Raw genomic sequence first — 15,040 nt, 5'->3', positions numbered from 1 at the left:
TAGTCCAGAACCCCATGCGATCATGTCTGCCCAGCCATCAAGGGGCAACCGGTTCATCCCACCACGATTCGCAAGGTTCTTCAGAGCCGCATCCTTCGAGTAGCACCCGACTCCCGGTGCTGTGCGCGAAGCCGCCGTTGTCGGAAGCGGCACTCTGCCAAGATCAGCATATGGTGCGATTAGCCGCGATACTTCTGGCGGCGGTGCTGCTCCTCAGCGACAGCTCTGGCATGTTGGGACCGACGTTTGAGGAAAACGCCGCGCAAGCCGTCTCGACCTGGCGTACGAGCGGTGCCGCGAAGATCTGGCGCAAGGGTTTCGTCCCGCTCGAGGACCTGAGCACGATGTCGCGGAAGGTCAGCGAGCGGATCAACACTGAGTACGGCTGGGTCGTGGCCGGCCCGCTCCCCGCTCCGCCAGTCGGGGCGCAGATCCGTTGGGACGACGGGTCCACGATGCGGGTCCCCGTGATCAGGCCGCGAGAGGCGCTGATGGCCCTGTCCTCCTGGCCGGAGAACTACACCTTCCCCGACGACGAGGAGTACAAGCTGATCGGCGCTACCTTCACCACGATGCGGCTGAAGACCACACGCGGCATGGCGACCGTACCGGCCTGGCGGCTGTACTTCTCGAACCTCCCCGGCCCCATCGATCACGTCGCGGTCGATCAGAAGGCGATCGGGACCATCGAAGACGCTGTAGGCGACGACCGTCTTCCTGCCGACGTTACAGACTTCGAGGTGCTCGACGAACACACGCTGCTGGTGAAGTACGAATACGGCTTTTGCGTTGGTTCAGAACCGCCCGACGTCACCCTACGGGCCAACGAGAAGCCAGATGTGGTAGTGCTGGGACTCCAGTTCCCCTTCCAGGGCTACGGCACGGTCCCCTGCGCAGGCGTCGGCGACTTCGGCCAGGGCGTCGTCAGGCTCGACCAGCCGCTGGGCGATCGCGTGGTGCTGGACCAAACGAGCAGGCTCCCCGTCCTCTGCCGACGTACGCAGAACACGTGCCACGCTGGGCACGGGTGACGCACGCCTCGTCCGTCCCCGAAAACGACGTGGCGACTTGATGAGCGCGAACCATACGCGAAATGATCAAGTAGACCACATGGGCTCACCAAGGCGTTTAGGCAGATCAAGGCCATAGTTCAAGCTGAAGAATTACCGCTCTCCTAAAGTGGGTGTCACGCGTGGCCGCGAAGTCTGGCGGCCCAGTCGTCAAAGTCGTCGCGTAGGTAGGCAGGGTTGACAGGCTTGAGGCGGATCTGGGGTCGTTCATCCATCCACCAGATCTCGAAGTCTGTGGCCGTTCCTACAGTCGGCCAGCGGTGGGCGTCATGGGGCAGGAGGAGAACGTTCACGAAGCCAACCACTGGGAGGCGGAGGTCAACGAAGATCCCGGTGACTCCGGCCGGCCATGTGGTCGGGAGAACAGTCCCTTGCAAGGTCTGCCCGAGGATGAGCTGGGATCGGAGCAAGGCCCACGCTTCTGGGTTCACGCGTGTCTCCTCACCTCCCGTCAGAGTAACCGGAGATCCGCCTCGTTACGGCCCTAGCTGTACAGCATGGAAGTACAGCAACACCGTCGCACCTCACCGCGCGCGAGTGACCAGCATCTTGCCTCGGGGCGGCGCGACAAGGTCGTGGGCGAGGTCGTGCCGGTAATACGGGACGAAGAGGCCGTGGGTTAAATCCCGCCACCCTGACAGAGTTGCCACAAGTAGAAGGCCGCTTCCGAAGATCGGAGAGCGGCCTCCCTTGTCTTCTGAGTGACTAGACTAAGCAATGCTGACCAGTGGAACAAGCGATGCTGTCAGATGGTCGACGACGTACGCGGGGCAATGCAGATTAAGGCTAGATTGAGAGAGACAGAGCCGAAGACCGTACAGTCCCACCCCGCCGCACCAGTCGAGGGGGCACTGGTGCTCTCAGACGCGACCGGGGGGGTCGAGCGCCAGCACCTTGCGGAACTCGGCGACGGAAGGTCGGTCCCGTTGGTCCTGCGGTACCGCGCGTAGCACCCTTCGTCCTGTCTCGATCACCATGACGCTGTTGTGGACCTGCGGCAGGGTGTCGAGTACGGAGGCCGCCAGGTGCATCCCCTGGTCGATCCCCCCGTTGACGACCGTGCAGAGGGCCTCGTTCAGGCGAACGCAAGCCGCCGTCTGATAGTCCCCGTTAAGGCTGAGCAGACGCTCCGCGGAGTCGGCGGCTTCGTCCTCCTTGCCCGCCTTGGCGTAGATCGTGTTTTCGGCGTTGGGCAGTTGGCCGCAGTTCCAGTAACCCGGGATGATGCTCGCCGACGGGGGATCGGCCGCGACGAGGTCACGGAAGACGTTCAATTCCTGGTGGGCTTCGGCGTGCCGTCCCAGCAGAGCCAGCGCCTTCGCCTCGGAGCAGGCCACGAGGGCCAGCCCCCAGGATGGGCGGGGGCCTGCGATTTGTCTGGCATTCTGTGTAAGCCTCAGAACCGTCCCCGGATCACGTTGTCCGAACAACCCGTGCCCGGCTTCGGTGGCGCGCACGCCGAGCCGTAGTTCCAAGTCCCCGGAGGCGTCAGCGGCCTGGCGTGCGGTGTGCCACCACCGGATGGCGGCGCCGTGATCTCCCAGGCGGGTCAGCACATTCGCATGCAGAGTGGACAGCGCCGCCATGACCCGCTGGAGCTCTGTGATGTCGGCGGGCGCGGCGGTGTGCAACTGCCGCCGCACCGCGAAAAGGTCAATGAGCGTATCGGCGGCGACTTGAGCGGGAGGTCGTGTACGCAGGGCGTGAAGGTGGTCGGCGCAGGCCAACTCCCACTCCTCTGTCGTGCGCTCCGCGTGTCCGAGGGACAAGTCGAGAAGTTGGCGGAGGGGCTCACCGGAGATGCCGATCGTGCCGTACGCCCCGAGTCCGGCGAGAAACTGGAGGGCGGCCCGGCGTTCCATATCGTCATCTCCATTGCGATATGCGGGGGTTTCCAGGTACATACCCGCGCGCAGGCGGTCCGACTCGGCGGCCGCATTAAGGCGCACCAACATGCCATAAAGGGCGGTCAGAATGCCGTGCCCGCCGTACACCTCGTCCAGGCGGGGCACCATCTCCGCTGGAGGCGTGCGCTCCCCGCGCTCCCATTTGGCCAGGTTGGAGTAGTCGATGTAGAGGTCGGCGGCCGCGCGGCGTAGGGCGATCTTGGGTTCGCTTTCCCGACAGCGGCGCATGACCGCGCCGAACAGGTGCCACGCGGAGGCGTGCGGGTCGATCGGGTCTGTGGCCATGACACCCCTCGCGCTCGTGGTCCGGCGCGGCCACTGTCGACCACTCCGTTGCCCTCCTGCCAGCACTGATCACTGTCCATGATTGCACTGCTACAGCCCGTGGTGGGCGTGAATGGCGGGACCCGCAGGCGCGCGTGACCGCCGTGCGGATCCCTCGATCAGGAAGGTGGTAGTGCCAGGTGACGCAGACCAAACGGCGGTGGAGCCTGTTCGGACGCCGCGGTGCCAGGCGGCCCGGCCGCCACAGCGTCGGTCAGACCTACGTACGGGTCGAGGCGGGCAACCCGGACCCGCCAGACCGCGCCGCCGCCGTCCTCCTCGACCGCCTCGAACCGGCCTGGACGATCATGTATGGCCCATGGAGCCGCCGCTTCTACGCCCTGCCTCTGTTCCAGACCCCGGACCCGCTGATCCTGGAGGCGATCACTGCCCAGGATCTAACCGCCCAGATCCGCCAAGCCGAGCGGGAGTTCTTGACCGCCGGCAGTCCGCGAACTCCAGCCGAGCGGGACTTCCTCATCACCGGCAGGCCACAGGCGTCGGCCGTACGCGGCTCGGCCACGCACCCTCTGCCCGAACGGCTGGCCGCATGAACTTCCACGCGCCGCACGGGGAGTCCAGGACGCCTCACCAAGACCCGTGTCCGGACCTGCGCACCCGCCGGATGGAGTCCGCGACCTTCCCCGCCGCCGGCCCGTCCGTACGCGAGGCCCGCCGCTGGCTGAGCAAGATCCTCGACGGCCACCCCCGCCACGACGACGCGGTCCTGCTCCTGTCGGAGGCGGTCACCAATTCCCTTGTACACACCGGTTCCGCCACCTTCGGTGTCACCGTGGCGATCATGCGGACCGGTGACGTACGGATCGAGGTCGCCGACGAGGGCGGCCCCACGATCCCGAGCATCCCCCCGCATCCGGACGACGACCCGGCCGACTCCGGCCGCGGCATCCGCCTGATCCGTACTCTCTCCACCAACTGGGGCTTCACCGAGTCCCGCCCCCACTGCGTCCTCTGGTTCGTCCTCTCCGCATACCTGGCACTGCCCGACATAACCCCAGTAATGGCGTCACAGGCGCTCACCTGCATGTCCGCGAACCACGAACATCGCCAGGATCTTCGCGATGATGGCTCCATAGCTCGGTCAGACGCTGAGTATGAGGAAGGAGGTGAAGAGAATGGCCTACAGTCCGACACTCGCCGCGGCGTTGTCGGGTGCCACGCTTCGTCAGCTCGCTCACTGGCGCAAGAGTGCAGGCCGGGGGGCCGTGCTCGTGCCCGAGATCTCTGACGTGCGGCCGATTCTCTACTCCTTCAGGGATGTCGTGGCACTCAGGACATGCGTGAAGTTGCGCAACGACACTTCTCTCCAGCGGATCCGGCGGGCTCTGGACACCCTCCGCGATGATCTACGAGAGCGCGATCATCTTTCGGCCTATCAGTTGGTGGCCGACGGTAGCAGCATCTACCTGGTGGAGCCCGACCAGGCGACCGACCTTGTGCATCGAAAGGCCAACCTCGTCATCCACGAAATGGTCGATGTGCTGCGCCCCTTCTACCGAGACGGCCGGCACATCCCCGACCTGCTCCGGCCGCGCGATCACGTGACCGTGGACCCGGCGATCCGTGGTGGTGTCCCAGTGATCGAAGGCACCCGGATTCCTTACGACGAGGTAGCGGCGCTGCTGCGCGATGGTGTCCCAGCCGAGCGGGTCAGCGACTTCTACCCGAATGTCACCGCCTCGGCCGCGATGGACGCGGCTGACTTCGCCGACTACGTCGACAGCTACGAACCGTCCAGGGAGCCACGTGCGGCTGTCCTGGAGGAGGCGGACGGCCAGCGGTTGATCACACTGCGGGGAGTCGACCCGACTCCGCGCAGCCGGATGCAAGTGATCGATCCGAAAATCGCCCCACCTAAGTTCTGGTTCACGTCCTTGTGAGAATGCTTCGTATGAGTGCGACGCTTATGTGTCGCGCTGGCGTTCAGCGCGCGTGAAGGTCAAGAACTCCTCCAATTCCTCATCGCTGCCGAAGATGTCCGGTGCCGCGAGGTCGGCGAGGGATTCGATGGGAAGGGCGCGCTCGGCTCTGACCAGCTCTTCTGGGGACGTCTTGGGCGTTCTTGTCCGAGAGATGACCGCCTCATTTGCCTTGGCAACCTCCGCCGCGAGGTCCGGGTCGGACAGGAGGCGGTCCAGGTGCTCGTTGCCGCGAACGAAGGTGTTCTTCGGCACGCTTATGGCCTCTTCTCGCATCACGTCTCCGTTGCCGTCGGCCGTTCAGGGATTGCGGCCTCTTGAGAAAGCATCTCGCGAAGGTAGGCGTTCAAAGACATGCCGTTGGCAGAGGCGCGGGACTTGAGGATCTCGACGACCTCATCTGGGACGTCCGGGACCAGCACGGTGACAGGCACGTGCCGTTTCTAGCACATGCCCTGCATGGAGTTGAGGAGGTCAGCTGAGGGCGTCGAAGCCGGCTCTGAGGTGGGTTACTCGGTTGGTGAGGTCGTTCAGGGGGGCGGTGAGGCTGGTGCTGCCGTTGGCGTGTTCGGTGAGGTCGCGGATGCGGGCGACCTCTTCTTCCACGGCGGCGAGGCGGCGGGACAGTTCGGGGAGGACCTCGGCGCCCATGCCGTCGGGCAGCTCGACGCTGAGGCGTTCGCGCAGCAGGGACGCCTGTTCGGCGAGGCGCCGGTTCATGTTGTAGAGCTCGACGAACACCGAGACCTTGGCGCGCAGGACCCACGGGTCGAACGGCTTGGTGAGGTAGTCGACGGCGCCGGCGGCGTAGCCGCGGAAGGCGTAGTCGGGGGCGCTGTCGACCACCGTGAGGAAGATGATCGGGATGTTGCGCGTGCGCTCGCGCCGCTTGATGTGCGCGGCGGTCTCGAAGCCATCCATTCCGGGCATGCGCACGTCGAGCAGGATCAACGCGAAGTCGATGCCGAGCAGTGCCTTGAGGGCCTCCTCGCCTGAACGCGCCCGCATGGCGGTCACGTCCAGGGAACTGAGGATCGCCTCCAGGGCGATGAGGTTCTCCTCCCGGTCGTCGACCAGCAGGATCTTCGCTCGATCCGGCATCAACCGCGCCCCTCCCTGCCTTCGCCGGAGGCCACCCGGCCGCGTGTGAGCCATCCCCGAAGGCGTTCGAGAAGCCGGTCGACGTCGACGGGCTTCGGCACGTAGTCGGAGGCGCCGGAGGCGATGCTCTTCTCCCGGTCGCCGCGCATCACCTTGGCGGTCAGCGCGATGATCGGCAGGTCGGCGAACTGCGGCATCCGGCGGATGGTGGACGTGGTCGCCCAGCCGTCCATCTCGGGCATCATGATGTCCATCAGGACGAGCGCGACGTCGTCGTTGCGTTCGAGCTGGTCGACGCCCTCCAGCCCGTTCTCGGCGTAGACGACGGTCGCGCCGTGGCGTTCCAGGACGCTGGTGAGCGCGAAGACGTTGCGGATGTCGTCGTCCACGATGAGAATCTTCGCACCGTTCAGCGGGTCGTCGCCCTGCCATGCCTCGGGGTTGTGCGGGAGCGGCACTTCCTCGGCGATGGCCGGCAGTTCGGGCAGCACGTCGGAGGCGGTGAGCTCCAGCGCGGACCCCGGCGGGGTGTCCAGGACGGCCGCGCCGCCGTCGCCGTTGGCGAGGGGGCCGGAGTAGCTGATCGGCAGGTGCAGGGTGAACGTGCTGCCGCGCCCGGGCTCGCTCTTGGCGTGGATCTCGCCGCCGAGCAGGCGGGCGATTTCGCGGCATATCGACAGGCCGAGCCCGGTTCCGCCGTACTTGCGGCTGGTGGTGCCGTCGGCCTGGCGGAACTGCTCGAAGACGACGTCGAGTTTCTCGGGCGCGATGCCGATGCCGGTGTCGATCACGGAGAAGGACAGGATGTCGTCGCTGCCGCGCAGGGTCTCGTCGATGTAGGGGACGCCGGCGGCGCGGGTGACGTCCAGGCGGACCTCGCCCTTGGGGGTGAACTTGACCGCGTTGGACAGCAGGTTGCGCAGGACCTGCTGGAGGCGCTGCTCGTCGGTGCGCAGTTCCTCGGGCACGGACGGGTCGACCTCGACGGAGAACGACAGGCCCTTGTCCTGGGCGAGGGGGCTGAACGTGGCCTCGACGTACTCGACCAGCTTGGGCATGGAGATCTGCTGGGGGTGGATGTCCATGCGGCCGGCCTCGACCTTGGACAGGTCGAGGATGTCGTTGATCAGCTGGAGCAGCGCGGACCCGGCGCCGTGGATGGTCTTGGCGAACTCGACCTGCTGCGCGGTGAGGTTGCCCTCGCTGTTCTCGGTGAGCAGCTTGGCCAGCACGAGGAGGCTGTTGAGCGGGGTGCGCAGCTCGTGCGACATGTTGGCGAGGAACTCGGTCTTGTACCGGGACGACACCGCGAGCTGCTCGGCGCGTTCCTCCAGCGTGCGGCGGGCCTGTTCGATCTGGAAGTTCTGGATCTCGATGGCGCGGTTCTGCTTGGCGAGCAGCGCCGCCTTGTCCTCCAGTTCGGCGTTGGACCGGCGCAGTTCCTCCTGCTGGCGCTGCAGCTCGTCGGAGCGCTCGCGAAGCTCGGTGGTGAGCCGCTGGGACTCGGCGAGCAGGCCCTCGGTGCGGGAGTTGGCGATGATCGTGTTCATCGTGACGCCGATGGTCTCGACGAGCTGGTTGAGGAAGGCCAGGTGGACCTCTCCGAACCGGCTGAACGAGGCCAGCTCCATGACGCCGAGCACCTGGTCCTCGAAGATGACGGGCAGGACGACGATCTGGGCGGGCGTGGACTTGCTCAGCCCGGATTCGATCGTGAGGTACTCGGCCGGGACGTTGTCCAGGACGATGGGCCGTCCCTCGGCCGCCGCCTGGCCGACGATGCCCTGCCCGAACGCGAACCGCTCGCGCGGGCCGGTGCCCGAGCCCGGGCGCACGCCGTACCCGGCGATCAGCCGTAGCTCGGTGTCGCGCGGGCGGGAGACCATGTAGAACGCGCCGTGGTGGGCGGTCACGAGCGGGGTGAGCTCGCTCATGATCAGCTTGCCGACCTCCATGAGGTCGCGGTGGCCCTGCATGAGACGGGAGACGCGGGCCAGGTTGCTCTTCAGCCAGTCCTGTTCCTGGTTGGCCTTGGTGGTGGCGACCAGGTTGGACACCATCGTGTTGATGTTGTCCTTCAGGTCGGCCAGCTCGCCCTGTGCCTCGACGCTGATCGAGCGGGTGAGGTCGCCTCGGGCGACGGCGCTGGTGACCTCGGCGATGGCGCGGACCTGGGTGGTCAGGTTGCCGGCCAGTTCGTTGACGCTCTCGGTGAGCTGCTTCCACGTGCCCTCGACGCCCTCGACCCGCGCCTGGCCGCCGAGGCGGCCTTCGGAGGCGACCTCGCGGGCGACGCGCGTGATCTCGGAGGCGAAGGAGGAGAGCTGGTCGACCATGCGGTTGATCGTGGTCTTCAGGACGAGGATCTCGCCCTGCGCGTCGACGTCGATCTTCCTGGACAGGTCGCCCTTGGCGACGAAGGTGGTGACCTCGGCGATCGCGCGGACCTGATAGGTCAGGTTGCCGGCCAGTTCGTTGACGTTGTCGGTGAGGTCCTTCCAGACGCCCGAGACGCCGCGCACGCGGGCCTGGCCGCCGAGCTCGCCCATGGTGCCGACCTCGCGGGCGACGCGGGTGACCTCGTCGGCGAACATCGAGAGCTGGTCGACCATCGTGTTCACCGTGTCCTTGAGCTGCAGGATCTCGCCCTGCGCGTCCACGGTGATCTTCTTGGACAGGTTGCCCTGGACGACGGCGTTGGAGACGGCCGCGATCTGCCGGACCTGGGAGGTCAGGTTGTTGGCCATGAAGTTGACGTTGTCAGTGAGGTCCTTCCAGACGCCGGACACGCCGCGGACCTGCGCCTGGCCGCCGAGCTGGCCCTCCGAGCCGACCTCGCGGGCGACGCGGCTGACCTCGGAGGCGACCGACGAGAGCTGGTCGACCATGGTGTTGATCGTGGACTTCAGCTCCAGCATCTCGCCCTGGGCGTCCACGTCGATCTTCTTCGACAGGTCGCCACCGGCGACGGCCTTGGTGACCTGGGCGATGTTGCGGACCTGGTAGGTCAGGTTGTTCGCCATCGAGTTGACGTTGTCGGTGAGGTCCTTCCAGACGCCGGAAACGCCCTTCACGTCGGCGCGCCCGCCGAGCTGGCCCTCGGTGCCGACCTCGCGGGCGACGCGGGTGACCTCGTCGGCGAACATCGACAGCTGGTCGACCATCGTGTTGAGGGTCTCTTTGAGCTGCAGCATCTCGCCCTGGGCGTCCGCGGTGATCTTCTTGGAGAGATCGCCCTGGGCCACGGCGGTCGCGACGGTGGCGATGTTGCGCACCTGGCTCGTCAGGTTGCTCGCCATGACGTTGACGTTGTCGGTGAGGTCCTTCCAGACGCCCGAAACGCCCCGTACGCGGGCCTGGCCGCCCAGCTCGCCCTCGGTGCCGACCTCGCGGGCGACGCGGGTGACCTCCTCGGCGAAGGCCGAGAGCTGGTCGACCATGGTGTTGACGGTGTTCTTCAGCTCCAGCATCTCGCCGACGGCGTCGACGGTGACCTTGCGGCTGAGGTCGCCGCGCGCGACGGCGGTGGTGACGACGGCGATGTCGCGGACCTGGGCGGACACCCGGCTGGACATGGTGTTCACGGCTTCGGTGAGGTCGCGCCAGCTTCCCGACATGCCGCGCAGGTTGGCCCGGCCGCCGAGCCGGCCCTCGGACCCGACCTCGCGGGCGACGCGCGTGACCTCGGAGGTGAACAGGGAGAGCTGGTCGACCATGCCGTTGATGGCCTTGCCGAGCCGCCGGACCTCGCCGCGCGCGGTGCGTTCCATGTCGATGCGGCGGGAGAGATCGCCCTGGGCGACGGCGTCGAGGACGTCGGCGGCGCTGCTCACGGGGCCGACCAGCGCGTCGATCAGCGCGTTCACCGAGTCGACGCTCTCGGCCCAGGAGCCGACGCCGGGGCCGGAGGTCAGCCGCATACCGAAGCGGCCTTCCTTCACGACCTCCCTGCGGACGCGCAGCAGCTCGTTGGCGAGATGTTCACGGCGGTCGGCGACCTCGTTGACCAGCAGGCGGATCTCGCTGAGAATGCCGTGCGGGGCGTGGGGAACCCTGCGCCTGAAGTCACCGTCACGCCACGTGATCAGCGTCTCCAGCAGCGGCCGTAGCTCGGACTCGGTGTAACACCGCTCCGAACCTGGCTCCGCAGTCGGGGTACCCTTCATGAAGCCTCCTTCACGCTGTTCGGGCGTCACTTCGGAGTAATGCCAGTCTGGCACGAAGGCGGCGATGCGGTTGCCCAGACGATTGACCGCATGTAACAGCGAGGTGTGGTAAGCACGGTGTGATGACTGGTTCTTCCCGGGGTGTGCTGGCCGCTTCCTTCGCGGCCGGCGGTACGGCCCTACCCGCGGCGATACGGTTCACTCGCGAGGTCATGACCGCTTGGGCCGCTGCTCCGATCAGCTCTGCCGCCGAGCGGCTGACCGGAGAACTCGTGTCCGAGGTGCAAGATGTCCCATTTGAGATTGTATGGGAACATCAGGGCGATTCTTTGCAGATCGAGGTCCGGCAGAAGGATCTCGACGAGCCCGTCGCCTCGGCTCCGTCCGCTCCGGTGAGCGTGTGGGGCGTCAGCTTCTCCGGGACTCTGCGCACCCGCTGGGCCCGGCTGCCCCTGCCCGGGAACGCCGAGACCGACGTCGTGGACGACTGGAGCGGCGGGCACGCCTCCCACAACGACTGGAGCGGCGGGCGCGCCTCCCACGACGACTGGACGGGCGGCGGCGCCTCGCAGGGCCCCGGCTGGCTGGGGTTCCTCGCCGACGCCAGCGATCTTCTCGCCGGCACCCTCGACCTCAACATGGTGCCCGCGCTGATCGCCCAGATCGTCGTCCCCCGGCTGGCCACCTGGTGCGCGGTCTACACGGCCGGGTCCGGCGGCGAGCCGCACACGCCCGCCTATCTCTGGCACGCCGACGAGTCGCAGATCGACGCGCTGCGCGAGCAGCTCGACCACGCCGAGATCCCCGCGGTGGACAACCTCAGCCCGATGCCGATCCAGCTCGCCGACTGGCAGTCGCTGGCCTTCCCGCTGACCGCGCGCGGGCGCAGCCTCGGCGTCATGTGCCTCGGGCGCGCCGGCCGCTTCCCCGACGACGTCGCCCAGCTCGCCGAGGACCTCGGGCGGCGCGCGGCGCTCGCGATGGACAACGCCCGGCTGTACGCCCAGCAGGCCGACGCCAACCGCGCCCTCCAGCGCAGCCTGCTGCCGCCCGGCACCCCCGCCGAGACCCCGGGCCTGGACTACTCCGTGGTGTACGAGCCCGCGGGCGAGACCAACGAGGTCGGCGGCGACTTCTACGACCTCTTCACCACCGGCGAGTCGTCCTGGCGGTTCGCGATCGGCGACGTCTGCGGCACGGGCCCCGAGGCCGCCGCGGTCACCGGCCTGGCCCGCCACACGCTGCGCCTGCTCGCCCGCGAGGGGTACGACGTCGCGGCCGTCATGTCCCGGCTGAACAGGGCGATCCTGGAGGAAGGGGAGCGCGCCCGCTTCCTCACCCTCCTGCACGGCGAGATCACCCGCACCGACGACGGGCTCGACCTCTCCCTGATCTCCGCCGGCCACCCCGAGGCCCTGCGGCTGCGGCCGAGCGGTGTCGTGGAGGCCGTCGTCACCTCGCAATCCCTGCTCGGCGTGTTCCCCGAGGCCGAGTTCGAGGCCGACCACGTCCACCTGGCGCCCGGAGACGTCCTCCTCGGCGTCACCGACGGCGTGACGGAACGCCGCTCGGGCGCCCGCCTGCTGGACGACGACGGCGGCCTCGCCAAGCTCCTGGCCGAATGCGTGGACCTGTCGGCGCGCGGCGTCGCCGAGCGCATCCGGCGCGCCGTGGAGGAGTTCGCCATCGAGCCCAGCGCGGACGACCTGGCGATCCTGGTCCTGCGCGCCGACTGAGGTCCGGACCGGACCAGGCGGACTGGACCGGGCCGGACCAGATGGCCCGGCTCCGGCTACAGGCCGACGTTCTTGCGGGCGAAGTCGAGCTGGGCCGCCATCTGGCGGATGCGCTCCTCCACCACCAGCGAGCCGTGGCCGGCGTTGTAGCGGTAGACCTCGAACTCGTGGCCGCGCTCGGTGAGCTTCTCCAGGTACTGCTCGATCTGCCTGATCGGCGAGCGCGGGTCGTTCTCGCCCGCGAGCACGAGCAGCGGCGCCAGGATGCCGTCCAGGTAGGACATCGGGGACGACGCCGCGTACAGGTCGGGCACCTCGCGCGGCGAGCCGCCGAACAGGGCGCGGTGGTAGGCGCGCAGGCCCTCGGTCTCGTCGTTGTAGGCGGCGGCGTGGTCGGCGATGGGCACGGCGGCGATCCCGGCCGCCCACCACTTGGGCTGGGTGCCGAGGCCGAGCAGCGTGAGGTAGCCGCCCCAGGACGCGCCCGCGAGCACGAGCCGCTCCGGGTCCACCAGGCGCGTGTTGAGCGCCCATTCGCGGATGGCCGCGACGTCCGACAGCTCGATGTGGCCGACGTCGCCGCGCAGCGCGTCCCGCCACGCCGAGCCGTACCCCGTCGAGCCCCGGTAGTTGACGCGCACGACCACGAAGCCCGCGTCGACCCAGGCGGCGACGTTCGGCAGGAAGGAGTCGTCGTCCTGCGCCGCCGGTCCGCCGTGCAGCAGGAACACGGCCGGGTACGGCCCCGTGCCGCTCTCGGGCCGTGACACCAGGGCGTGGACGCGCCCGCCCGGGCCCTCGACGAAGACATCCTCCAGCGGCACCGAGGGCGGCGCGGACGGGCCGGACTGGTTCATGACGACGTGGCCGTCGCTGGACCTGATCACCGGCGGGTGCGCGGCGCTCGACCAGGAGTACTCGACGTTGCCGTCGGGCCGGGGCATCGCGTCGTGGATGACGCCGTGCAGGGTCTTGATCGGCGTGAGGCCGCCGCCCCCGAGGTCGTAGCGGAACAGTTCGGTCCGCGCGCGGTTGTTGTGGCCGATCAGCACGGCGCGGCCGTCGTGGTACCAGTCGGCGGTGATCTCACCGGGCACGCGCAGCCAGATCTCGCGCTGCTCGCCGGTCATCGGGTCCCAGACCAGCGGTTCGCGGCGGCCGCGCCTCTCGTGCAGGGTGAGGATGCGCCGGTCGGTCGCGGTCGGGGCGAAGCGCACGCCGCTGAAGCCCTTGCCGCACCCGTCGTGCAGGTCGCCGACGACGTGGCCGTTCGGCCTGAGCACGCGCAGGGCGGGGTGGCGCGAGTCGCCGTGCTCGCTGTGGCTGACCGCGATCAGGGAGCCGTCCAGTGAAATGCCCGCCACCTGCGCGAACTCGCGCGACTCGTAGATGACGGCGGGACGTTCCTCGGACCCGACGCGGAAGTGCAGGATCTGGAAGCCGTGGCGGCTGCTGCGCCCTACGGCGGCGGTGCCCGTGGCCGACAGCGCGAGGCCGGTCGGGTGGCCGGGCGCGAGGTCGGGGTGGGCGGGGATCTCCGGGCCGCCGGTGAACGGCTGGCGCATCCAGATGCCGAACTCGTCGCCGTAGGTGTCGGAGAACCACCAGATCCACTGGCCGGTGGGGTCGATCGCGGCGTGGGAGGTGCCGCGCGGACGGCTGGTGACCTGCCTGGTGGCGCCGGTGGACCGGTCCCAGGCGTGGATCTCCCAGACACCGGAGATGTTGCAGCGGTACACGGCCCGGGACGGTGCCTGGCGTGCCCATACGGGCAGTGTCATACGTGCCGCGCGGAACCTGGCCTGCCAGCGTTCCTCGGCCTTCATGGGCGTGCCCCTCCCTCACGCTCTCCCGGACCGGGATCGGCGGGTTGCCGTTAAGTATGTCTCTTCTAAAGGGATGATGGCCTACAAAGTCGGGGAAATTCGTATTTCCGGTTGTTCTAGGCGATCTTACGGAACATGTAGATGTGGCATGACATTTCGACACTTGTCAAGGCGGGGAGACAGGAGACCTGCCGTTCCAAAGTGACGGGATCGACGTGCCACGCGCTCGGCCCCATTCCGGCCACCGTGGCCACGGCGCGGTGGTCCAGGGACATCCGCGCCTCCTCCACCAGATGCCCCGCCTCCGCGAAATGCCCCCCGAGCGCCTCCCCGACCCGCCGGTCCTTGTCCTCGTCCACCGACAGCAGGCCCAGCGTCTCGACGAGCGGGGCCAGGTGCCGGGGCGTGGGGGTCACCACGACGAGCGTCCCGCCCGGACGCAGGACGCGGGCGAACTCGGGCGCGTTGCGCGGGGCGAAGACGTCGAGGACCACGTCGACGCGGCCGTCCTTGACCGGCAGAGGCCGCCACACGTCCGCCACCACCGCGGCGATCCGCGGATGGGCCCGCGCCGCCCGCCTCAGCGCGTGCTTGGAGACGTCCAGGGCGATCCCCACGTCCTCCGGGCGCAGAACCCGGCTCAGGTGGTACCCCGTGCCCGCTCCGGCGTCCAGGACGAGCGCGGGCCCACCGCCGACGAGATCGCGGACGAGCGCGCGGAGCCTCTCGGCGAGGGGCGCGAAGTGGCCGGCGCCGAGGAACTCCTCCCGCGCGGCCACCATGGCCGGGGTGTCGGCCGTCCCGGGGACGCCCGAGCCGGTCAGCAGGCTGACGTAGCCCTGCCGCGCGACGTCGAACGCGTGGCCGTCGACACAGCGCACGACCCCGCCCGGCAGCGACAGGTCGCCGCGGCAGACGGGGCAGGCGAGGGAGTCGATCGCGTCGGCCAGCACGTCCCCATCATCCCGAA

Annotated in this window: 13 protein-coding genes; 5 read left to right on the top strand and 8 right to left on the bottom strand. The window is 68.4% G+C overall.

Annotated elements, in window-relative coordinates; translation table 11 throughout:
- Positions 1–170: 170 nt before the first annotated feature.
- On the top strand, positions 171–1,031 hold the full coding sequence (locus AB0H21_RS19965) for a hypothetical protein (protein WP_358518358.1): 861 nt from the start codon (positions 171–173) through the stop codon (positions 1,029–1,031).
- Positions 1,032–1,186: 155 nt separating this feature from the next.
- Here AB0H21_RS19965 and AB0H21_RS19960 read toward each other — a convergent pair whose 3' ends face one another.
- Together AB0H21_RS19960 and AB0H21_RS19955 are read right to left on the bottom strand one after the other, a co-directional pair.
- A complete protein-coding gene (locus AB0H21_RS19960; RefSeq protein ID WP_358518356.1) occupies positions 1,187–1,501 on the bottom strand; it encodes a hypothetical protein in 315 nt (104 codons plus the stop codon).
- A gap of 429 nt (positions 1,502–1,930) precedes the next feature.
- A complete protein-coding gene (locus tag AB0H21_RS19955; RefSeq protein WP_358518353.1) occupies positions 1,931–3,262 on the bottom strand; it encodes a helix-turn-helix transcriptional regulator in 1,332 nt (443 codons plus the stop codon).
- A gap of 179 nt (positions 3,263–3,441) precedes the next feature.
- On the opposite strand from AB0H21_RS19955, the gene AB0H21_RS19950 reads away from it, so the two are divergent.
- From AB0H21_RS19950 to AB0H21_RS19940, 3 genes are read left to right on the top strand one after another with little or no spacing between them, the layout of a single operon-like run.
- On the top strand, positions 3,442–3,855 hold the full coding sequence (locus AB0H21_RS19950; RefSeq protein ID WP_358518351.1) for a hypothetical protein: 414 nt from the start codon (positions 3,442–3,444) through the stop codon (positions 3,853–3,855).
- Positions 3,852–4,550: an ATP-binding protein gene (locus AB0H21_RS19945; protein WP_358518349.1), complete on the top strand. Its 699-nt coding sequence runs from the start codon at positions 3,852–3,854 to the stop codon at positions 4,548–4,550. The genes AB0H21_RS19950 and AB0H21_RS19945 overlap by 4 nt, the downstream gene beginning before the upstream one ends.
- Positions 4,438–5,202, top strand: coding sequence for a DUF433 domain-containing protein (locus AB0H21_RS19940; protein WP_358518347.1), 765 nt, complete (start codon positions 4,438–4,440; stop codon positions 5,200–5,202). Before AB0H21_RS19945 ends, AB0H21_RS19940 begins: the two co-directional genes overlap by 113 nt.
- A gap of 24 nt (positions 5,203–5,226) precedes the next feature.
- On the opposite strand, the gene AB0H21_RS19935 is transcribed toward AB0H21_RS19940, so the two are convergent.
- Genes AB0H21_RS19935 through AB0H21_RS19920 form a run of 4 tightly spaced genes read right to left on the bottom strand, consistent with a single transcriptional unit; the run spans position 5,227 to position 10,508 of the window.
- Entirely contained in the window at positions 5,227–5,517 is a 291-nt protein-coding gene (locus tag AB0H21_RS19935) for a hypothetical protein (RefSeq protein WP_358518345.1), read from the bottom strand.
- A complete protein-coding gene (locus AB0H21_RS19930; protein WP_358518342.1) occupies positions 5,517–5,675 on the bottom strand; it encodes a hypothetical protein in 159 nt (52 codons plus the stop codon). The genes AB0H21_RS19935 and AB0H21_RS19930 overlap by 1 nt, the downstream gene beginning before the upstream one ends.
- A gap of 40 nt (positions 5,676–5,715) precedes the next feature.
- Positions 5,716–6,342, bottom strand: coding sequence for a response regulator (locus tag AB0H21_RS19925; RefSeq protein WP_358518340.1), 627 nt, complete (start codon positions 6,340–6,342; stop codon positions 5,716–5,718).
- Positions 6,342–10,508, bottom strand: coding sequence for a HAMP domain-containing protein (locus AB0H21_RS19920; RefSeq protein ID WP_358518337.1), 4,167 nt, complete (start codon positions 10,506–10,508; stop codon positions 6,342–6,344). The genes AB0H21_RS19925 and AB0H21_RS19920 overlap by 1 nt, the downstream gene beginning before the upstream one ends.
- 329 nt (positions 10,509–10,837) lie before the next feature.
- Between AB0H21_RS19920 and AB0H21_RS19915 the strand changes: the two genes are divergently transcribed.
- On the top strand, positions 10,838–12,244 hold the full coding sequence (locus AB0H21_RS19915) for a SpoIIE family protein phosphatase (RefSeq protein ID WP_358518335.1): 1,407 nt from the start codon (positions 10,838–10,840) through the stop codon (positions 12,242–12,244).
- Positions 12,245–12,300: 56 nt separating this feature from the next.
- On the opposite strand, the gene AB0H21_RS19910 is transcribed toward AB0H21_RS19915, so the two are convergent.
- Together AB0H21_RS19910 and AB0H21_RS19905 are read right to left on the bottom strand one after the other, a co-directional pair.
- Entirely contained in the window at positions 12,301–14,070 is a 1,770-nt protein-coding gene (locus AB0H21_RS19910) for a prolyl oligopeptidase family serine peptidase (RefSeq protein WP_358518332.1), read from the bottom strand.
- A gap of 116 nt (positions 14,071–14,186) precedes the next feature.
- Positions 14,187–15,023 carry a putative RNA methyltransferase gene (locus tag AB0H21_RS19905; protein ID WP_358518328.1) on the bottom strand — a complete coding sequence of 279 codons (837 nt, stop codon included), beginning with the start codon at positions 15,021–15,023 and terminating at the stop codon, positions 14,187–14,189.
- Positions 15,024–15,040: the final 17 nt, after the last annotated feature.

It is taken from the genome of Sphaerisporangium sp. NPDC051011 (assembly GCF_040653595.1).
Classification (GTDB): Bacteria; Actinomycetota; Actinomycetes; order Streptosporangiales; family Streptosporangiaceae; genus Sphaerisporangium.
The sequence above is the reverse complement of the archived record's forward strand: the minus strand, read 5'-3'. Positions and strand labels throughout refer to the sequence as shown.

Coding starts and splice junctions, on each gene's coding strand:
- AB0H21_RS19925 (WP_358518340.1), bottom strand. CDS start 6,342: ATGCCGGATCGAGCGAAGATCCTGCTGGTCGACGACCGGGAGGAGAAC.
- AB0H21_RS19940 (WP_358518347.1), top strand. CDS start 4,438: ATGGCCTACAGTCCGACACTCGCCGCGGCGTTGTCGGGTGCCACGCTT.
- AB0H21_RS19945 (WP_358518349.1), top strand. CDS start 3,852: ATGAACTTCCACGCGCCGCACGGGGAGTCCAGGACGCCTCACCAAGAC.
- AB0H21_RS19920 (WP_358518337.1), bottom strand. CDS start 10,508: ATGAAGGGTACCCCGACTGCGGAGCCAGGTTCGGAGCGGTGTTACACC.
- AB0H21_RS19935 (WP_358518345.1), bottom strand. CDS start 5,517: ATGCGAGAAGAGGCCATAAGCGTGCCGAAGAACACCTTCGTTCGCGGC.
- AB0H21_RS19965 (WP_358518358.1), top strand. CDS start 171: ATGGTGCGATTAGCCGCGATACTTCTGGCGGCGGTGCTGCTCCTCAGC.
- AB0H21_RS19910 (WP_358518332.1), bottom strand. CDS start 14,070: ATGAAGGCCGAGGAACGCTGGCAGGCCAGGTTCCGCGCGGCACGTATG.
- AB0H21_RS19955 (WP_358518353.1), bottom strand. CDS start 3,262: ATGGCCACAGACCCGATCGACCCGCACGCCTCCGCGTGGCACCTGTTC.